Annotated in this window: 15 protein-coding genes; 12 read left to right on the top strand and 3 right to left on the bottom strand. The window is 59.1% G+C overall.

The window, feature by feature from the left end:
- Window positions 1-18: 18 nt before the first annotated feature.
- Window positions 19-3,273 (top strand): error-prone DNA polymerase, encoded by a 3,255-nt coding sequence (locus EDC30_RS01195; protein WP_132256514.1) that lies wholly within the window; start codon window positions 19-21, stop codon window positions 3,271-3,273.
- A 161-nt stretch (window positions 3,274-3,434) separates the two neighbouring features.
- Window positions 3,435-4,919 (top strand): DUF805 domain-containing protein, encoded by a 1,485-nt coding sequence (locus EDC30_RS01200; RefSeq protein ID WP_132256516.1) that lies wholly within the window; start codon window positions 3,435-3,437, stop codon window positions 4,917-4,919.
- 102 nt (window positions 4,920-5,021) lie between these two features.
- Here EDC30_RS01200 and EDC30_RS01205 read toward each other — a convergent pair whose 3' ends face one another.
- Entirely contained in the window at window positions 5,022-6,701 is a 1,680-nt protein-coding gene (locus EDC30_RS01205) for a sensor domain-containing diguanylate cyclase (RefSeq protein WP_132256517.1), read from the bottom strand.
- A gap of 371 nt (window positions 6,702-7,072) precedes the next feature.
- Between EDC30_RS01205 and EDC30_RS19380 the strand changes: the two genes are divergently transcribed.
- The 4 genes from EDC30_RS19380 to EDC30_RS01220 all read left to right on the top strand — a co-directional run bounded on the left by EDC30_RS19380 (window position 7,073) and on the right by EDC30_RS01220 (window position 10,449).
- On the top strand, window positions 7,073-7,234 hold the full coding sequence (locus EDC30_RS19380; RefSeq protein WP_165973683.1) for a hypothetical protein: 162 nt from the start codon (window positions 7,073-7,075) through the stop codon (window positions 7,232-7,234).
- Between the two features lie 302 nt (window positions 7,235-7,536).
- Window positions 7,537-9,132 (top strand): diguanylate cyclase, encoded by a 1,596-nt coding sequence (locus EDC30_RS01210; RefSeq protein ID WP_165973684.1) that lies wholly within the window; start codon window positions 7,537-7,539, stop codon window positions 9,130-9,132.
- Window positions 9,133-9,357: 225 nt separating this feature from the next.
- A complete protein-coding gene (locus tag EDC30_RS01215) occupies window positions 9,358-9,711 on the top strand; it encodes a hypothetical protein (protein WP_132256521.1) in 354 nt (117 codons plus the stop codon).
- Window positions 9,712-9,843: 132 nt separating this feature from the next.
- Window positions 9,844-10,449: a GNAT family N-acetyltransferase gene (locus EDC30_RS01220; protein ID WP_132256523.1), complete on the top strand. Its 606-nt coding sequence runs from the start codon at window positions 9,844-9,846 to the stop codon at window positions 10,447-10,449.
- 57 nt (window positions 10,450-10,506) lie between these two features.
- On the opposite strand, the gene EDC30_RS01225 is transcribed toward EDC30_RS01220, so the two are convergent.
- Both EDC30_RS01225 and EDC30_RS01230 read right to left on the bottom strand, forming a co-directional pair.
- The gene (locus EDC30_RS01225) at window positions 10,507-10,926 is read right to left on the bottom strand and encodes a hypothetical protein (RefSeq protein ID WP_132256525.1); all 420 of its coding nucleotides are present in this window, start codon (window positions 10,924-10,926) and stop codon (window positions 10,507-10,509) included.
- Between the two features lie 4 nt (window positions 10,927-10,930).
- Window positions 10,931-11,275 carry a zinc ribbon domain-containing protein YjdM gene (locus tag EDC30_RS01230; RefSeq protein WP_132256527.1) on the bottom strand — a complete coding sequence of 115 codons (345 nt, stop codon included), beginning with the start codon at window positions 11,273-11,275 and terminating at the stop codon, window positions 10,931-10,933.
- 213 nt (window positions 11,276-11,488) lie between these two features.
- Here EDC30_RS01230 and EDC30_RS01235 point away from each other — a divergent pair, with 213 nt between their 5' ends.
- From EDC30_RS01235 to EDC30_RS01260, 6 genes are all read left to right on the top strand, one after another.
- The gene (locus EDC30_RS01235; RefSeq protein WP_132256528.1) at window positions 11,489-12,727 is read left to right on the top strand and encodes an MFS transporter; all 1,239 of its coding nucleotides are present in this window, start codon (window positions 11,489-11,491) and stop codon (window positions 12,725-12,727) included.
- A 247-nt stretch (window positions 12,728-12,974) separates the two neighbouring features.
- Complete coding sequence (locus EDC30_RS01240; protein ID WP_132256530.1) at window positions 12,975-13,754, top strand: helix-turn-helix transcriptional regulator; 780 nt, start codon at window positions 12,975-12,977, stop codon at window positions 13,752-13,754.
- Window positions 13,755-13,808: 54 nt separating this feature from the next.
- Complete coding sequence (locus tag EDC30_RS19870; protein WP_132256532.1) at window positions 13,809-14,162, top strand: response regulator transcription factor; 354 nt, start codon at window positions 13,809-13,811, stop codon at window positions 14,160-14,162.
- Between the two features lie 139 nt (window positions 14,163-14,301).
- The gene (locus tag EDC30_RS01250; protein WP_132256534.1) at window positions 14,302-17,190 is read left to right on the top strand and encodes an HAD-IA family hydrolase; all 2,889 of its coding nucleotides are present in this window, start codon (window positions 14,302-14,304) and stop codon (window positions 17,188-17,190) included.
- Window positions 17,187-18,044 carry a universal stress protein gene (locus EDC30_RS01255; RefSeq protein ID WP_165973685.1) on the top strand — a complete coding sequence of 286 codons (858 nt, stop codon included), beginning with the start codon at window positions 17,187-17,189 and terminating at the stop codon, window positions 18,042-18,044. The genes EDC30_RS01250 and EDC30_RS01255 overlap by 4 nt, the downstream gene beginning before the upstream one ends.
- On the top strand, window positions 18,028-18,978 hold the full coding sequence (locus tag EDC30_RS01260; RefSeq protein ID WP_132256537.1) for an L-lactate dehydrogenase: 951 nt from the start codon (window positions 18,028-18,030) through the stop codon (window positions 18,976-18,978). Before EDC30_RS01255 ends, EDC30_RS01260 begins: the two co-directional genes overlap by 17 nt.
- The last annotated feature ends 40 nt before the right edge of the window (window positions 18,979-19,018 follow it).

Here is a 19,018-nt window from a genome sequence, read left to right on the forward strand (position 1 = left end):
GACTGCGAATATCCTGTCATGACTGTGCATAGCGCCTCTTCCGCAACGCCCGTTCCCCCGGGCTCGCCAGTTTCGCCGAAGCTGCCGGCCTATGCCGAACTGCAGTGCGCCTCCAACTTCAGCTTTTTGCGCGGCGCCTCGCGCCCGGAGGAACTGGTGGCGCGCGCCGCCACGCTCGGTTACCGTGCACTGGCGATCACCGACGAATGTTCCCTGGCCGGGGTAGTGCGGGCGCATGTCGAAGCCAAGTCGCAAGGACTGCACCTCATCATCGGCAGCCAGTTCCAGATACGGCATGCCGATGGCAGTCCCGCTTTTCGCCTGGTCGTGCTGGCACAGAACCGCGAAGGCTATGGCAATCTCTCCGAGCTGATCACGCTGGCGCGCACGCGCACGACCAAGGGCAGCTATCTGCTGACGCAGGACGACTTCAGCGCGCCGGGCCCGGAAAACCGTCACCTGCGCGGCTTGCCCGATTGCCTGGCCTTGCTCGCGCCGGAACACGGCGCCGATGCAGACACCATCACTGCACAGGCAAACTGGGTAAAAGCCACCTTTCCCGGCCGTGCATGGATTGCGCTGATGCTCCTGCACGGCGCCCGCGATGCGTCGCATCGCCAGGCAGTGGAAGTCGCGGCGCAAGCCTCGGGTTTGCCGCTGGTAGCGACGGGCGACGTCATCATGCATGTGCGCTCGCGCAAACCCTTGCAGGATACGCTGACGGCCATCCGTATCGGCAAGCCGATTGCCGAATGCGGCTATGCGCTGGCGCCGAATGCAGAACAACACTTGCGCGCGCGCCTGCGCCTGGCGAATGTCTATCCGCCCGAAGCACTGGCGCAAACCATCGAAGTCGCCAGGCGCTGTACTTTTTCTCTCGATGAATTGCGCTACGAGTACCCGGACGAGGTCGTGCCGCCGGGCGAAACGCCCACCAGCTATCTTCGCAAGCAAGCCTGGATCGGCGCGCGCTGGCGCTACCCGAACGGCATTCCGGCAGCGGTGCAGCAGAAAGTCGAGCATGAGCTGCAGCTGATTGCGGACATGTCGTATGAACCGTATTTCCTGACCGTGTACGACATCGTGCGCTTTGCCCGCAGCCATCAGATCCTGTGCCAGGGCAGGGGATCGGCAGCGAATTCAGCCGTGTGCTATTGCCTGGGTATCACCGAAGTCGATCCGGCGCGCAGCAGCCTGCTTTTCGAGCGTTTCATCTCGAAAGAGCGCAACGAGCCGCCGGACATCGATGTCGATTTCGAGCATCAGCGGCGCGAGGAAGTCATCCAGTACATCTATCAGAAGTATGGCCGCCTGCGTGCCGCGCTGACCGGCGTGGTCATCAGTTACCGCCCGCGCAGCGTGCTGCGCGAAGTCGGCAAGGCGCTGGGCGTGGATGCGACGCTGGTGGACCAGGTGGCGCGGGCGCATCGCTGGTGGGATGACAGGAAGGACTTGATCAAGCGCCTGGCGGAATGCGGCATCGACCCGGAGTCGGATATCGCGCGGCACTGGAATCTGCTGGCGGAAACACTGCTGGGCTTTCCCAGGCATTTGTCCCAGCATCCGGGCGGCTTTGTGATCGCGCGCGGCAAGCTCTCGCGCCTGGTGCCGATCGAAAACGCTGCCATGCGCGACCGCAGCGTGGTGCAATGGGATAAGGACGATCTCGATGCGCTCGGGCTGATGAAGGTCGATATCCTGGCGCTGGGCATGCTGTCGGTGATCCGCCGCGCGCTCGACCTGGTGGCGGAGCGACGCGGGGAAGCGTTCGAGATGCAGGATATTCCCCATGAAGACCCGGATACCTACCGCATGATTTCCCGCGCCGATACGATCGGCGTGTTCCAGATCGAAAGCCGCGCGCAGATGAGCATGCTGCCGCGCCTGAAGCCGCGCACCTTTTACGACCTGGTAATCGAAGTGGCGATCGTGCGCCCGGGGCCGATCCAGGGCGACATGGTGCATCCCTATCTGCGCCGCAGGCAAGGCCTGGAGCCGGCCAGTTACCCCGGCAAGGAAGTCGAGCAAGCGCTGTCGCGCACGCTGGGCGTGCCGATTTTCCAGGAACAGGTGATGCAAGTGGCGATGCTGGCCGGCGGGTTCTCGGGTGACGAAGCGGACCAGCTGCGCCGCGCCATGGCGGCATGGCGGCGCAAGGGCGATCTTTCCGTCTTCTACGACAAGCTCGTCAAGGGCATGCTGGCGCGTGGCTATACGAAGGAATTCGCCGATTCGATCTTCCGGCAGATACAGGGCTTTGCCGAATACGGTTTCCCCGAAAGCCATTCGGCCAGTTTTGCCTTGCTGGCCTATGCCAGCGCCTGGCTCAAGTGCCACGAGCCCGAGGCGTTTCTGGCTGCCTTGTTGAACAGTCAGCCGATGGGGTTCTATTCGCCTTCACAACTGGTCCAGGATGCGCGTCGGCATGGCGTCGAGGTGCGCCCGGTGGATGTCATGGTGAGCGGCTGGGATGCGGCGCTGGAGCCGATCCGGCATGAGGGAGCGGGGATGCAGGGCGAGCAGGGCATGACAAGGGTAACGTCGCATCCGGAAGCCATGGCAGTGCGCCTGGGATTCAATCTGGTGCAGGGATTGTCTTCCGACGCGGGCTGGCGCATCGAAGAAGCGCGCGCGATACGGCCGTTTGCCGATACGGCTGACCTGGCATTGCGTGCCCGGCTTGGCCGTGCTGAACTGCAGGCATTGGCGGCCGCCGATGCGCTCAAGACGCTGGCCGGGCATCGTCGCCAGGCATTGTGGCAAGCCGTGGCAGCCGCGCCTGACAAGGGCTTGCTGCATCAGGCTGCGTCGCAGGAAGAAAAGATGGCATTGCCGCCGCCATCGGAAGCCGCCGATATCGTTGCCGACTATCGCGCCCTGGGTCTGACGCTGGGACGACACCCCGTGTCACTGCTGCGGCCGATGCTGTTGAAGAAACGCTTCCTGCCTGCGGAAGTGCTGAACACCTTCGCCGATCGCCAGGCTGCTCGCGCCTGCGGCATCGTGACTCTGCGCCAGCGGCCGCAAACCGCCAAGGGCGTGATGTTCATGACCCTGGAAGACGAGAGCGGCACGGTAAACGTCATTCTCTGGCCGAGCCTGGTGGAAAGACAGCGCAGGGAAGTGCTCGGCGCAACGCTGCTGGGCGTCTATGGCCAATGGCAGTGCGGAGGTGGAGGCAAGGACGAAGTCCGGCACCTGGTAGCCAAGCGGCTGGTGGATCTGTCGGCGTGGTTGGGGCAGGTGGCGACGCGCAGCCGGGATTTTGCCTAGGAATTCGATGACTTCCCATATTTATGGGATGGTGGGCTTTATCAATTTAAGATGTAATAATTGGCAACTGAGGGAAACTTGCGGCGACATGCGAACGCCGGCCCGGCATCAAACACGATAATCAACAATAAAACCGTTCCGATACAGGGGAACCCCAGCTTATGTCCGAATCCGCGTCCATTTTTCTTACAGGCGAAACGCTGCCCGGCTTTGTCAAAGAGGATGTCATCACGGCGCTGACGCGCTTGCTCAATACGGACAAGAGCATGGCGACCTCACTCCTGAGCGGGCGCGAGACACTGATAAAACGAAATGCCACGCCCGCGGACATCGAACGCTATACGCAGGCGCTGCGCAAGGCGGGAGCGGCGGTGCGCGCAGTGCAGCCCAGCGCGCCTTCCGCGTTTCCCACCCTTTTTGAGGATGTCGATGAGCCGGCTTCTGCTCCGGCAGCGCCCGCGCCAGTGGCAAAGCCGGTGGCGCCGCCAGCCCCGAAGCAGGATTCGCAACAGATATTGAAGCAGGAGACGAAACCTGAACCGAAGCCGGCGCCGCGGCAAGAAACCCAGCATAAACCGCCAGTCTCTCAGGAATTGACGCTCGCCCCGGGCTGGTCGAAGCCAGGAGAGGAACAGGCGGCGACTGCTCCTGCAAGAATGGAACAAGCGAGTGGCACGGGGATTTATCGTCCGCCAGTCTCTTCGGTTTCGTCGAGATCGAGAGCGACGGAGGCGGCACGTGCTGATAACGCATTCGACGCCGTGTATGCCGAAGTCCCGGTTTTCGGCTTCTCGACGGAGGGGCGAATCGGCCGGCTGCGCTACATGGCTTATCTGATGCCCGCCATGGCCCTGATGGTCGCCATGGCGATTGTTGCCGCCATCTTCATTCCGGCGATGGGCCCTGCAAAGCTCGGTTTCGGCATCCTCATCTGTGTGATCGTGGTTGCCGTCGTGCTGCTCTGGATGTCGGTCCGCATCGCAGCCCTGCGCCTGCATGACTTGAACAGAAGCGGGAAGTGGGTGTTATTGCCGGTTTTTGTATCCGTTGCCGCCGGCGCGTCGGGATCTCCCGCCTTGGTCATGATGGCGCCGGTGGTGCTCTGGATCTTGAGCCTGGCATTGATGTTCTGGCCCGGATCGCAGGAATATAACGACTATGGCCCGCCGTCAGCCCCCAATAACGAGTGGATTCAAATCGGCGCGATACTGTACCTGGCGCTCTGGGCTTTCAGTATCGTGGGAACGTTAAAATACGAAAAGAGCCATCTCTCCGACGACTCCGACGAAGCCTCGCAAAATGCCGCCGAAGAGGCGCAGGCAGACGCCAGGATCCGCAGCTACGCAAAACAGCTGGATGCGCAAACGCCGTTCATGATGGGACCGATGCTGAAACTCGATAAGGTCGAGTACGCGGACAAGGTGCTGCGGTATACGTCCACGATACAGGGACGCGGATTCATGATCACCGATGAGGAAAAGGATGCGATGAAGAAGTCCATGCTGAATTCCTATTGCGGCCAGGGGCAGGAGGGCAGGTTCTTCCCCTCAAATAAAATCCCGGTCGACTTCGTCTTCCGCTATCAGGTCACGGCCTGGGACTATGACAGCTTCACGCTGAAACTTTCTCCGGAAAGCTGCCGCTGATTCCGAACAGGATATAGGGATTACCCGGGCATTTCTGCCTTGCCGCCCCCGGTTTTCTGGTGGCAGTGTGAAGCGAATGCCAGTAGTGGCACGCTGTTTTCTTCAATCCGCTTCGACGCGGTTCCGGCCATTTCTTTTGGCGCGGTACAAGGCGCGATCGGCCCGTTCCAGCAGATCGGAATCGGTATCGCCAGTTTTGCAGGTGGAGCATCCGGCGCTGACCGTCACGATAATCGGACCAGTATCAGTCTCAACCGGGATTTTTTCGATCCACTTCCTGATGGTTTCCGCAAACTGCTTGGCGGCATGCAGGCTGCATCCCGGCAGGATCACGGCAAATTCCTCGCCGCCGAAGCGGCAGGCGATATCCGCTTTCCTTACCCGCTTCGCGAGCCGCCGTGCGAATTCCTTGATGACCAGATTGCCCATGAGATGGCCATGCTTGTCGTTCAGGGCCTTGAAATGGTCGATGTCGAACAGGATTAGCGAAAGCGGCATACTCCCGCCATGCCTGGAAAACTCGCTGACGCGCCGGTCCAGGGCATCGTGAAAATAGCCGAAGTTGTACAGCCCGCTCAACCTGTCCTTCAGCGCGCGCTCGCCCAGGACGGTGACTTCTGAGGCCAGCTTGGTATTCAGCGATTCGACGATCGTCTGCTGCCGCTTCATCGTTTCATATACATCGGCATTCACCAGCAGCGTGCTGAAGAACTGCGACAGCAGCTTGATCGTGCGAAACTGGTTTTCGTTCGGATGAAAAACGTCGCGCACCGTGGCGAAGGTCAGCACCGCAAGCGGCCGATTTTCATGCGAAATCGGCATGTGAATGAATGTTCGCGGTGTTCCGATAATGTCGAGAATCTCGTTCACCCGGTCGGACATCGGCACATGGCGAATCGCCGCGACATCCTCGATAAACATCGGGTGGTTCTGCGTCATCACCTCGCTGATCGTGACTGCGAAATCGCTGTCGTCAAAGACTGTCCGGGCATAGTATTCACTCAGCTTCTGAGCAATCGGCATGTAATTCGGGTTGATGGCTATGGTCGATTTGCAGACATATCCATCGTTTTCCTTTAGCCAGATCGAGATCAGGTCGACTGCAAAACGCCGCAGGCATTCTTCGGAAATCAGCCGGTAAATTTCTTCGCGCGCATTGACGACGTTGACCTGATTAACAAACCTGAGAAATTCGGTTTGCTCATTGATGGCATTCGTCACCACACGCTCGCGCTGCGCGAGCTCTTCCTGCCGTTTGGCCGCGCGGATGCGTTTTCCGGCCAGCGCGCAGAGTTCCTGCAAAAACTCCAGGTCGCCCTGATGCGGCGTACGGTTCTTGCAAAACACCATGAGCGTGCCGATCGGCTCGCTTTCCTCCATTGGACGGATCGGTACGATGGCGACTGATTGCATGGCCCAGCGCTTGAAACGCGCCCAGGTCGCTCCGGCCAGGGCTTCGACATCGGAACGATCGGCAATCACAGGCTTGCCTTCCTTGAAGCACTGTACGTTCAGGTCCTTGCTGGCAAGCGGGAAGGAATAATAAATGAACGTATCCCGGTGGGTCGCCAGCTCGGTCGGCAGCGAACTCCAGTGGCAGACCAGGTTCTCATGGCGATCGTCGATGAGATTGATGAGCGTGGCTTCATAGTCGCTCCATTTCAGCGCGGCAGCCGCGACCGTCTCAAGAACGGTTCTTAAATCTGCGGCATCACTGAGTGACTGAAAGAGCTTTAAACGCGCTTCATTGCCAATAACAACTTGCGTATTTTCGACGCTCATTGGATGTGTTCAGGGAGGAACCATGACTTGTTTTTGAAAGAAGATTATGCCTTTAAATGTGAAAAGTTGTGCGCCAAGAAAATTTAATTAACAGTTACAAGAAAAGATTTAACAAATTGTTGCTATGGCACGCAGGAGTGCATTCCCTATGAATGCCAGATCTGTTTTGCCGTTATGCTTTTTATAGCCAAAACGTCATGGCCAGCAAGCTGAAGGAAAATAATTTCGCTCGCACTCTGCATGCAGGCCCAGCCAAATGCATCCTATAAAACGAACTCTGAACAAACATGAGAGGAAATCCGGAAACCTTATAAGCAGCAAGCTGACTAATGGCCATAGCTATTTTTTCAATCTTTTAGAAAGGAATATTTATGGCTGCTAATACGAAGAACAAATATCCCGCAGATAAAACCGGAACGAAGTACAGCGAATTCAGGAATACCAAGCGTGTTGCTCCCGGCAAAGTGAAAACTGAAAAATCAGCAAAGCAATCTGTGAGCGCTGCCGAACAGTCCGCCGCCAAGACTGCGTAATCATCTTTCCAAACGGCTGTTCATGCCGGCATGCTGTTGAGATCGAATTGTCATGTCTGATGAAATGTAATTCTTCATTAACAGTCTTCCTCGATTGCCGAGCAAAACTTCAAAACCAGCCTGTATTACGCGTATAGGCTGGTTTTTCCATGCTTTTCTCTCAATGAAGTGCCACGACTCATGGCATCATTTCAGCTATTGAATATCTGGAATGTAATCGCATGGTTGTTGAAAAAAGATTAAGGCTGGGCGGGATAACGATTCTTGTCATTATGTTGTTAACGACGATTGTCCCATTTCAGATGATGTCCTGGCTCCGTTCCACACAAGAAGAAATCACCAAAGTCCAGGAGTCATCGCATACCCTTGAAAACCTGCTGTCCTTGATGAAGGATGTCGAAACCGGCCAGCGCGGCTTCATCATCACAGGGAAGGAAGCTTTCCTGGAACCGTATTACGCCGCGCAGAGCCAGATTGCAGACGCCAAAGCCGAATTAAGCGCTTTGTCGCGCAATTCCGGGCAACAGCTGCAGGCCCACGAAAGAATCCGCAAACTTGTCGATCTTAGAGTCGAAGAAGCGACAAATAATATTGAGCTCAGGCGTGCGGATGGATTTGCGGCAGCGGAACCGGCAGTCACCCGGGCAACCGGCAAAGCTTACATGGACGAGTTGCGGCAATTGATCGGCCAGGAGCTTGAATTCAACCAGCAGCACATTCAACTTCTGGTGAAAGAGTTAGGGCAACGCAATCGTATCGCCACGAATACCGAGCTGATCGTCACGCTTGTGAATTTCGTATTGCTGTCCCTGGTGTTCATTTTCATGTTCCGCCTGTTGAGGGAACGACAGGCAACCGCGACCCAGCTGCAAAAAACCGGCGAAGAGCGTGCCCTTGGAATGACCGCGCTGGAACACCGCAATCAGGAAATCTCAACCATTTCCCAGATGGCGCAGGCGCTGGATTCCACGCAGTCCGTCAAGGAGACATTCGAGGTCATCGCCTTGTATTGCGCCAAGCTGCTGCCGCAAACGTCAGGCACCTTGTACCTGTTCCGCAATTCTCGCGACCTGCTGGAAATGGAAGCGCAGTGGGGGACGTCGACTTGCAGCAGGCAGACGATCGAGCCGGCGCAATGCTGGGGGCTGCGGCGCGGCCAACCGCACCATACCAGCAATACGCAGGATCTGTGCTGCGCGCACTACGACATATCGGCCGATGCGAAACGCCATTTTTGCATTCCCCTGTCTGCGCGCGGCGAAGTGCTCGGCCTGATGTACATCGAGTCGCCGCCCTCGACGCAGGAAGAGGCCGATCGCCTCGAAATGCTGGCGATTGCCGTCTCCGAACAGATTTCCCTGGCCGTGGCGAATGCCCGCCTGCGCGAAGTGCTGCGGCAGCAATCGATCATCGATCCGCTTACCGGGCTCTATAACCGCCGCTATCTCGATGAAACCCTGAAGCGGGAACTGGCGCGGGCAGTGCGCCACAATAAGCCGATCGCCCTGATCGAGCTGGATATCGACCACTTCAAGAAAGTCAACGATACCTATGGACATGATGCAGGTGACCTGGTGCTGAGCCTGGTATCCAGCGAATTGAAGGCGGGTATCCGTGAGTCGGATCTGGCATGCCGCTTCGGTGGAGAAGAGCTGGTCGTCATCCTGCCGGAATGCAACCGGGAGGCAGCGCTGGAACGCGCCGAAAAGCTCCGCCAAGCCATCAGCCGTCTGGACATTCTTCACAATGGCCAGCATATCGGCAATGTCACGGCCTCTTTCGGCGTCGCGGCTTATCCCGAGCATGGCAGCGAACCGGAACATCTGTTTCGCTGCGCAGACCAGGCCCTGTACAGCGCCAAACGCAATGGCCGCAACCGGGTCGAGGTGGCGGGATAAGTGATATCTCGCACAAAGTTCTTTCAATGCAGATGATAAAGACAATGACTTTTTGCTATGCTTTCACGGCATTCATTGGAATGCTGAAAGCTTCTTGTTTCACCTTGTAAAAATCGCGAGCTGCAGCCATATCTCCGTGTATTTTGTGAACCTCTTGTCAACGGTATGCGCGGCGTCCGCGTTTTTCAATCGGGCATATCGCCTTAACCTTGGAGGGTAATCGCAATGAAGAAATTTATTTTGGCTGCTGCCAGCTTCATGTTCACCGCAAGCCTTGCTTTTGCACAAGCGCCATCGTCCTCGTCTTCTGCCACCTCCGCGGGCGCTCCGCCGGCTGCCGGTGCCGCCGCTGCGGCGCAGGCAACGACTTGCGCCTCCAGGGCCGTGGACAAAAACGGCAAGCCGCTGGCTGGCGCCGCGAAGAATTCTTTCATGAAGAAGTGCGAAGCTGAAAACAAGGGCCAGGGTTCAGCGGCAGCAAGCTGCGAAGCCAAGGCCGTCGGCAAGAATGGCAAGCCGCTCGCCGGCGCTGCCAAGGCATCCTTCATGAAGAAGTGCCAGGCTGACGCGGCAAAATAATTCGTGAAGCAGGTTCAGGAAAGCCGGCGCAAGCCGGTTTTCTTTTTTGTGCCGCGATATGCGCGATGACCAGCGCATCGGTGCTACCATCGATGGTTTGCAAAAAAACAATATTAACAGCGTGTGCAAACCATGAATGTCATCTCAGCCGTCAAACTCGAACGCAACCCGCTGGAAGGCCGGCGCGTCATCCTCGAACCGCTTGGAATGCAGCATTTGCGCGGGTTGGCCGAAGCCATCGAGGATGGCGATCTGTGGAACATTCCCGTGACCTTCGTTCCGCATCCGCGCGACCTTGAAGAGTTTGTCGCGTTCGCGGAAGACGCTTTCCAGGCAGGTCGGGAACTGGCCTATGCCACCATCGACAAGGCCAGCGGCAGGATTGCGGGCAGCACGCGCTTTCGCTGCATCGAACTTGGCCATCGCCGCGCCGAAATCGGCTTTACCTTTCTGGGCGAATCATGGCAGCGTTCGCACATCAATACCGAGGCAAAGTACCTGATGCTCAAGCATGCCTTCGAACGGTGGGAGCTGAATCGCGTGGAATTGCTGACGGATGTGTTGAATACCAAGTCGCGTAACGCCATTGCCCGTATCGGCGCCAGGGAAGAGGGCATCCTGCGCAGCCACATGGTCATGCGCGACGGACGTATCCGCGATTCGGTCATGTTCAGCATCATCAGGGCGGAATGGCAGGATGTGAAAGCCGCGCTGGAGCAGAAGATCGCGGCAAGCTGAAGACGTGCAATGGTGCCAGGCCCGGCGAACGGAGGCGCTTCTAAAAACGACGATGCATCAGCCTTGCCCGGTTTGCCCGAACAGATCGTGGGAATCCAGAATGGCGAAGGCGATTTCCGGTTTTTGCTCGAGACAGCGGCGGATCGCCGCTGGTATTGCCTGCTTGGTCTTGCGGCATAAGCCGGGCTGATCTGCCAGGTGAATGCCGATACCGCCGCGGATTGTCCGCACTTCTTCGGTGGCCGGCGCGATCGTCACCACGATGCCCAGGTTGGCATGCAGGCGTTCCTGCATATGCTTGAGGTCTTCATAGGTGGCGATGCTTTCGAGGCGCGCCACCAGGCGTTTTTCCTCTTCCCTGGTCAGTCTCAGGATGCGCAAGTCGCCCTGCGGGTCTTCCAGCAAGCGCTCGCGGTCGCAGGTGCAGGCGCCCGGCGGGCACTCCGTGCGAATGGGGAAGGGAAGCGCCTGCGCCATGGCGTCAGACCTTTTTGACGAACTCCGACTTCAGGCTCATGGCGCCGAAGCCATCTATCTTGCAATCGATATCGTGATCGCTGTCGACCAGGCGGATATTCTTGACCTTGGTGCCTTGCTTGATCACGCCGCCGGAACCCTTGAGCTTCAAGTCCTTGATCACGGTGACGGTGTCGCCATCCTGGAGAACATTGCCGGCGGAATCCCGGTAAACCTTTGCCTTTTCTTCACCGGCATCCGTGCCGGCATGGATGGGCCATTCATGGGCGCATTCGGGACAGACGTACTGGCCCGCATCTTCATACGTGAAGGCGGAGCCGCATTGCGGGCATGGTGGCAAATTACTCATCAGGGATTGAGGCTAGGCTGAAAAAACGCAGTATAAAGCTTCAACGGCCCGATAGGAACTGTTGGCGGTCGAATGCCTGCGCGGGAGGGATGGCGTGTCCGACGCCGAAATTACCGCGGGTCTATAATCACGCCTTCACTCACGCCGCTGTCTGTAGCGGCATTACCGTCTTTTCTACTTCCGGGCGTGGTGTCACACGTCTCGTTCATCTTCATGGCTTTATTTTCCGCTAACGGCCTTGGCGTCCTCCGCCATCGCAATTTCAGCCTGTACCTCTCGGCCCGCCTGCTTTCCGCTCTGGCCGTCAACATGCAAAGCGTCGCCATCGGCTGGCAAGTGTATGCGGTGACCGGCAATGTCTATGACCTTGGCCTGATCGGGCTGGCCCAGTTCGCGCCATTTTTCCTGCTGATCCTGCCGGCCGGGCACGTCGCCGATCGCTACAACCGCCGCACGGTCATCACGTGCTGCTTCGTCTTGCAATTGTTGTGCGGGCTATTGCTGTTCTTGCTGAGCTGGGCCGGGCTCAAGAGCATCTGGCCGGTGCTGAGCGTGCTGGCGCTGTATGGCAGCGCGCGCGCCTTCATGATGCCGGCCAGCCAGGCAATCCTGATCAACATGGTGCCGCCGGAAAGCTTCAGCAAGGCGGTGGCCCTGAATTCCTCGATCTTCCATGTCGCCGTGATCGTCGGCCCGACGCTGGGCGGCCTGCTTTACCTTGCCGGCGCAACCACGGTGTACGTGACGGTTGCGGCCTTGCTGTCCATTTCCATCTGCCTGATGCTGGCCACGCGCATCCCGCCGCAGCAGGTCCAGCGCGAGCCGGCCAGCTGGCACACCTTGCTGGAAGGCCTGCGTTTCGTCTGGTCGCGGCCCGTCGTCCTGGGAGCGATATCCCTGGACCTGTTCGCTGTCCTGTTCGGCGGCGCTACCGCGTTGTTGCCTGCCTTGGCGCGCGATGTCCTGCATGCCGGTCCGGCGATGCTCGGCTTGTTGCGGACGGCGCCGGCTATCGGCGCGGTGGTCATTTCGGTGGCGCTCGCCTTCTGGCCGATCACGCGCCGCGTCGGTTCCTGGATGTTTGCCGGCGTGGCGGTGTTCGGCGCCGGCACCATCGTGCTCGGCACGACCAGCAACGCCATGCTTGCCCTGGCAGCGCTGTTCCTCATGGGCGCAGGCGACATGGTCAGCGTGTATATCCGCCATATCCTCGTCCAGGTGGAAACGCCGGACGCGATTCGCGGCCGGGTGAGCGCCGTCAACGCCGTCTTTATCGGCGCCTCGAACGAGCTCGGGGAATTCGAATCGGGCGTGACCGCCAGCTGGTTCGGGCTGGTACGGGCGTTAGTGTTGGGCGGCGTCGCAACGCTCGCCGTGACAGGCATCTGGATGTGGCGCTTTCCCGTGTTGGCGAAGATGGATCGTTTCCCGCACGCCGGGCGTGAATCCTGACGTCCCGGTCATCGTGTTTTTCTGAATTGCAAGATTCGCGTTGCATCAAGCATGTTCAAATGGCCCGTTTATTTATGTTGAAATTTCGTTAAACTGTGTCGCGCTTAATTGCATTACGGGTACTTATTTTTAACAAACGGGCAGGTGCAGAGCTGATTTAAATATTTCATAAATACAATTCGAGTGCATTGCACAAGCCTCCCATTGGTAATACCAAAATCGAATCAATGGGTTGGAGGAGACAGTGATGAATACAGTGCATGAAGCTTTTCCGAAAAACGGGTTTCGGCGCGATGGCGCCTTGAAAAACGATTTTTCATCCGCGGAAATAGTTAACTGTCCGGAGTTTGTTCTCTCCGTGCGCCGATACGTCGGCGCAGTGCTTCCGTACGATGCCTTCTTCTGTAGCTTCGGTTGTCTCGAAGGGAACCGATTGCGCGTGTTAAAGTTGTTGCACGACAGTTTTCCTCTTCAGTATTTCCAGGACCTGGCCCAGTCCGATGGCAGTTTCAGTTCACCGCTCGTGAACAAATGGCATGCCAGCCGCCGCCCCGTGTATTTCCAGCTTGACCGCGATGCCGGTGCATATCCGCGCGAATGGAGCAATACATTCGCCCGGCATGGGCTGACCAACATGGTCGCGCATGGCAAGGCCGACATGGCCAGCGGCTTTTTCAGTTCATTCAGTTTCTATCGCATGCCATTCACGGTCACGCAATGGCACGCCGAAATCATCGAATTGCTGGTGCCGCACCTGCACGACGCCTTGCTCATTACCCTGGGCGCATCGCTGCTGGATGAGTGCGAGCGCGCCGACCAGCCTTTACCGCTTACGGCCGAACAGCAGCACATCCTTTACTGGATGCAGCAAGGCAAAACGGATTGGGAAACCTCGCGCATTCTCGGCTTGAATGAAAGAACGGTGAAATACCATGTGAAGAAAATCCTGACGAAGTTGAATGCCACGAACCGCACGCATGCGGTGGGGAAGGCGTGTGAATCGGGCACCATGGCGAAGGCCATGTAGACCCCGGCGTCGTGCCAGCTTCCAATTCGTGACTTTCGACTTCAAGAGGACATCATGCTGACCTTCCATGCCATCGAGCGGACACTGTCCGAATCCGAGCAAGACAAGCTGATTCATATACTTTCATCCGGCGCGGAATTTGCCGTGCTGGCAGCCCAGAGCGGCAATATCAAGCCCTATGCCCAGAGATTCGTCAGCTCGGGCACGTCGCTGAGCGACAGGCAGCGCCAGATTCTCTATCTTATCCAGAAAGGCAAGACCAACCGCGAAATCGCGGAAATCCTGCAGACCACGCACAAAACGGTGAAATACCATATCGAGCGCATCCTTGCGAAGCTCGACGTAGGCAACCGCACCCAGGCAATCGCAAAAGCAATCGAACTGCATATTCCGCTGGGACCGCTGTAGACGTCATACCGTAAAGATAGGTTCATTTCATTCGGGCACGGTAATCCGTGCCGGATGAACATCTTGATGCAGCCCGGGTCATACCTCCTATAGATTTTTTCATGTCTATCCTGGCAAGCCGAAAGCGTGCAGTTCTGGCATGACGCTCCACGTATTCGCCAGGACAGCAATCAAGGAGTCAGTATTGAACCTCCAGGCAAGCGGCCTCCACGCGGCGATTTTCGATATGGATGGCGTGATCACCCGGACCGCGGAATTGCATGCCGAGGCCTGGAAGGAGGTGTTTGACGACTTTCTCCATCGGCGTGCCGGCAATGCCCAGGAGTTTGAGCCATTCGATCAGCAACGGGACTACCTTCGCTATGTCGATGGCAAGCCGCGGCGCGAAGGCGTTCGCAGCTTTCTTGAAGGGCGCGGCATATCTTTTTCCGAAGAAGAGCTTGAGGATATCGCCAGGAAAAAGGACACCCGCTTCGAGTCTTTGCTGAAAGAGCGGGGAATCCAGACTTTTACGTCGACGCTTGAGCTGATCCGCAACCTGCGCCGCCAGGGCGTCAAGACGGCCGTCGTGACATCCAGCCGCCATGGCCGTGGAATACTCCATTCGGCAGACCTTGAATGCCTGTTCGACGCCACCCTCGATGGCGTGGACCTCGACGACATGGGACTGAAAGGCAAACCCGATCCGGATATGTACCAGCATGCGGCGAAGGCGCTGAATGCCACGCCGGCCAAGGCGGTGGTGTTCGAGGATGCCGTGGCCGGCGTGGCGGCTGGCAGGCGCGGCGATTTCGGGCTGGTCGTCGGCGTCGATCGCGGCGGTAATGCCGATGCGTTGAAGCGTGGCGGCGCCGACATCGTGGTCACGGACCTGTGCGAACTCGATATGGCTCGATTGGGCCAGGCATTTGCGCAGCGCCGCCAGGAAGTCGCCTGGGGAATCGAGCAGCAAGGCTTCGAGCGGGCGCGCGAGCGGCAGATGGAAAGCCTGTTCTGCATCGGCAACGGCTACCTGGGCGTGCGCGGCGCGCTGGACAGTCCATTGCAGGCTTCGCAGGCGGATATGTTCATCGCGGGGATTTACGATCGCAAGTGCGCGGGCTTGCCGTACTCAGAAATCGAATTCCTCGCGCCTGACCGGGGCGATGACTTGTACGCGGAACTGGTGCCGCTGCCGTCGCCATTCCGGCTGACGCTTTCGGTCGAAGGCGTGGTTGCCAGCTTCGCCGGCACCTACGGCCGCGAACTGCGTCGCTATCTGGACATGCGCCGTGGCGTGCTGCGCATGGAGTCGTCCTTCGAAACGACGGAAGGGCGGCGCACCACGCTGCGCACGCGCCGGTGCGCTTCGCTGGCCGATCCGCACCTGTTGCTGCAGGAAGCCATCGCTTCGGCGGAGAATCACTGGGGCAAGCTGGAGCTGGCGGCTTCCCTCGATGCACCGGACTGCGAAACCGCTTATCCGCATCTCCAGCGCCTGGAGCATGTCAGGGACGATGGACTGGAACTGATGTCGTTTGTCACGCACGCATCAGGCTTCCGGATATGCGTGGTGTCCCGCGAGCGGCAGGAATTCGGCATCCTGCGGCGAATGATTTCCGTATTCACCAGCCGCGACGATGCCGATCCGAAGGCGGCGGCGCTGGCCCATGCCAACGCCCTGGACTGGGGACGGTTCGAATCGTATTTCGACCAGAGCGCGGCGATGTGGAGCGATTTCTGGAGCAAGGCGGATATCCGTGTGCCGGGACATGCGGCGGTGGAACAGGCGCTGCGTTTCGGCAGCTACCATCTCAGGCTGCCGGCCAGCGAAGATCCGCGGGTGTCGATCGGCGCGCGAACCTTATCCGGGCGCGCCTACGAGGGACATGTGTTCTGGGATTCCGAAATCTTCATGCTGCCGTTCTTTTTGCATGTCGAGCCCAGGCTGGCGCGCAGCCTCCTGGAGTACCGGCATCGCACGCTGGATGGCGCGCGGCGCCGCGCGAGCCAGTTCGGCTGCCGTGGCGCCTGCTTCGCGTGGGAATCGACGGTGACAGGCGACGATGTCACACCCACCAAGATCCTTCTGAAAAGCACAGGCAAGGAAATCCCGATCTTTACCGGCTCCCAGCAAATCCATGTCACGGCGGATATCGCTTATGCGGTATGGCGATACTGGGAAGCGACGCTGGACGAAGAATTCCTGCACGGCGCCGGCATGGAACTGCTGTTCGAGACGGCGCGTTTCTGGGCCAGCCGGGTCGTGCGGGATGGCGACAGGTATCACATTCGCGGCGTCGTCGGTCCGGACGAGTATCACCATTCCGTCAACGACAATGCCTATACCAACTGGATGGCGCGCTTCAATCTCGAGCGCGCCGCCTGGGTGGCAAAGCACCTGGGCAAATGCATGGACGAAGCCGGCGACTGGGCGGGGATCGCGGCGTCGATGTATGTGCCGCAGCCGGATGAGCGCGACGTCATCGAACAGTTCGAAGGATTTTTCGCGCTGGGCGACTACCCGCTGGCGGACGAAGCGCGCTTCAAGGCGCCCGTGAGCCGGCTGTTCGACTGGGAACAGATCAACCGGCTGAAAGTCATCAAGCAGGCCGACGTGCTGATGCTGCCGCTGCTGTTTCCCGATGCCTTTTCGGACGAGATAGTAGCTGCGAATTACCGCTACTACGAACCGCTCACCGATCATGGCAGCAGCCTGTCGCCCGCGGTTCATGCCGCCATCGCCGCGCGCATCGGCCTGCAACAGGATGCCGAGCGCTACTGGAAACAAAGCCTATGGCTGGACCTCTCCAACGGCATGGACAACAGCATGCTGGGCGTGCATCCAGCGACCATGGCGGGCACATGGCAGGCGCTGCTGTTCGGCTTCCTGGACGTACGGTTCGACGAGGCGCTTCCGAAAGCGGCGGCATCCGCCGGCGCGCGCCTGCCGGATGCCTGGACTGCCGTCGACCTGACGATCGCATACCGGGGCAGCCGCCATGCACTGCACGTGGCGAGATCACCCGGGACAAGGGAGAAAGGATGAACGACTTCGACTCCATTCTGCTTCCCCTTGACGGTTCTGCCGAAGCCGCCAAGGGGATTGGCTGCGCCGTGTGGCTGGCCCGCGCGCTGGGAGCCACGCTGCATGTGTTGCATGCGACCGACCAGCCGCTGCCCGTGCGTGAAGCGCTGGATCGTTTGCATATGCATGGCGGCGCACAGGCGAAACTGGTCGTGCATCAACTTACCGGCGACCCGGCGAATGCGGTGCTGGAAGCAATCGACGCGCATGGCGTCAAGCTGCTGGTCATGAGCGCAGGCGGCGAGTCGGCCTCGACGGGCAATGCGCCACCCCATCACCTCGGCAAGGTGGCGCAGAGTGTCCTGAGTCATGTGTCGTTGCCGGTCATGCTGCTGCCGCTGCATTACCGTGAAACGGTGCCGTGGACATCGATGCTGGCGGCGGCCAGCGGCGAGGCCGTTGCGGATCAGGCGCTGGAAGCCGCCGCGCGGCTGGCAGCGGCGCTTGGCCTCAAGATCGCCGTCGTGCATTCGGAAGGCGGGCCGCTTTCATCCTATGCCGATACGATGCACCATGAGTATCCCTTGCGGATCGTGGAACTGGTGCAGCGCGGACTTGCCAGCTGCCGGACCGAGGAGTGCCGTTGCGTCGAGCAAGTCATCCTGCGTCCTGGAGATCCGGCTACGGTGTTGCTGGAGCAGGTGGCGCAACGCTCCAGCAGCGTGCTGGCCCTCGGCTGGCATGGCGCGTTCGCCGCGGGCAGGGCACTGGTGTTCAAGCGCTTGCTGGAGGAAGCGAACTGCGCGCTGTTGCTGGTGCGCGGGGAAGATGGGCAGCATGCGCATCTCATGGTAGGAAATGAAATCGATGACTAGCGAAGCGAAAGTGGCGATCGTCGGCGCCGGACGGGTAGGCAGCACGCTAGCCTATTCCCTGGTGACGAACGGTTCGGTGCGCGATATCGTATTGATCGACGCCAGCAGGGAACGGGCGGAAGGCGAGGCGATGGATATCGCGCATGCCGTATCCTTCCACACTCCGGTCAGTATCGTGCCCGGCGAGCTGGCGGATACCGCTGGCGCCGCCATTACCGTCATTGCGGCGGGCGCAGCGCAGCGTGTGGGCGAAACCAGGCCGGAACTCTTCCAGCGCAATGCCGACATGCTTAAGCGTATCGTTCCGGAAGTGGCGCGTATCAACCCTGACGGCCTGCTGATCCTCGCCACCAATCCGGTGGATGCATTGACTTATCTTGCCGTGCAACTGGCCGGCTTGCCCGCCGGACGCGTGTTCGGCTCAGGCACCGTGCTCGACACGGCCCGTTTGCGGGCGGAACTGGCAAATTATTTTCATGTTGATCCGCGCAATGTCCATGCGTACGTGCTGGGCGAACATGGCGACAGTGAATTCGTCGCTTGGTCGTCCGGTAACATGGCAAACCTGCATTTCGATGAATTGTGCAGGCTGACCGGCATGTGCAGCACGAGTGAGCAGCGAAGCGCGATCGAGGAACGCGTGCGCAATGCCGCATATGAAATCATTCGTCGCAAGGGCGGCACCAACTTCGCCATTGCCTCGGCGCTGACCAAGATTATCGAGGCTGTGCTGCGGGATGAGGCTTCCGTGTTTACCGTCTCTTCTCCGGTGGATGGCCATTACGGGATTCGGGATGTCGCGCTCAGTCTGCCGGCAATCGTCGACCGCACGGGGGTGCGCCAAGTCTTGCCTGTCGGGCTTTCAGATGAAGAGCAGTCGCGATTGCGTGCATCGGCCGCCGCGGTACGCAAGACGCTGGAAAGCCTGCAATAAATTTAACGCGATTCGGATAGCGCGATTCCAGCCGGTTCGG

This window comes from Paucimonas lemoignei (genome assembly GCF_004342585.1).
GTDB lineage: Bacteria > Pseudomonadota > Gammaproteobacteria > Burkholderiales > Burkholderiaceae_D > Paucimonas > Paucimonas lemoignei.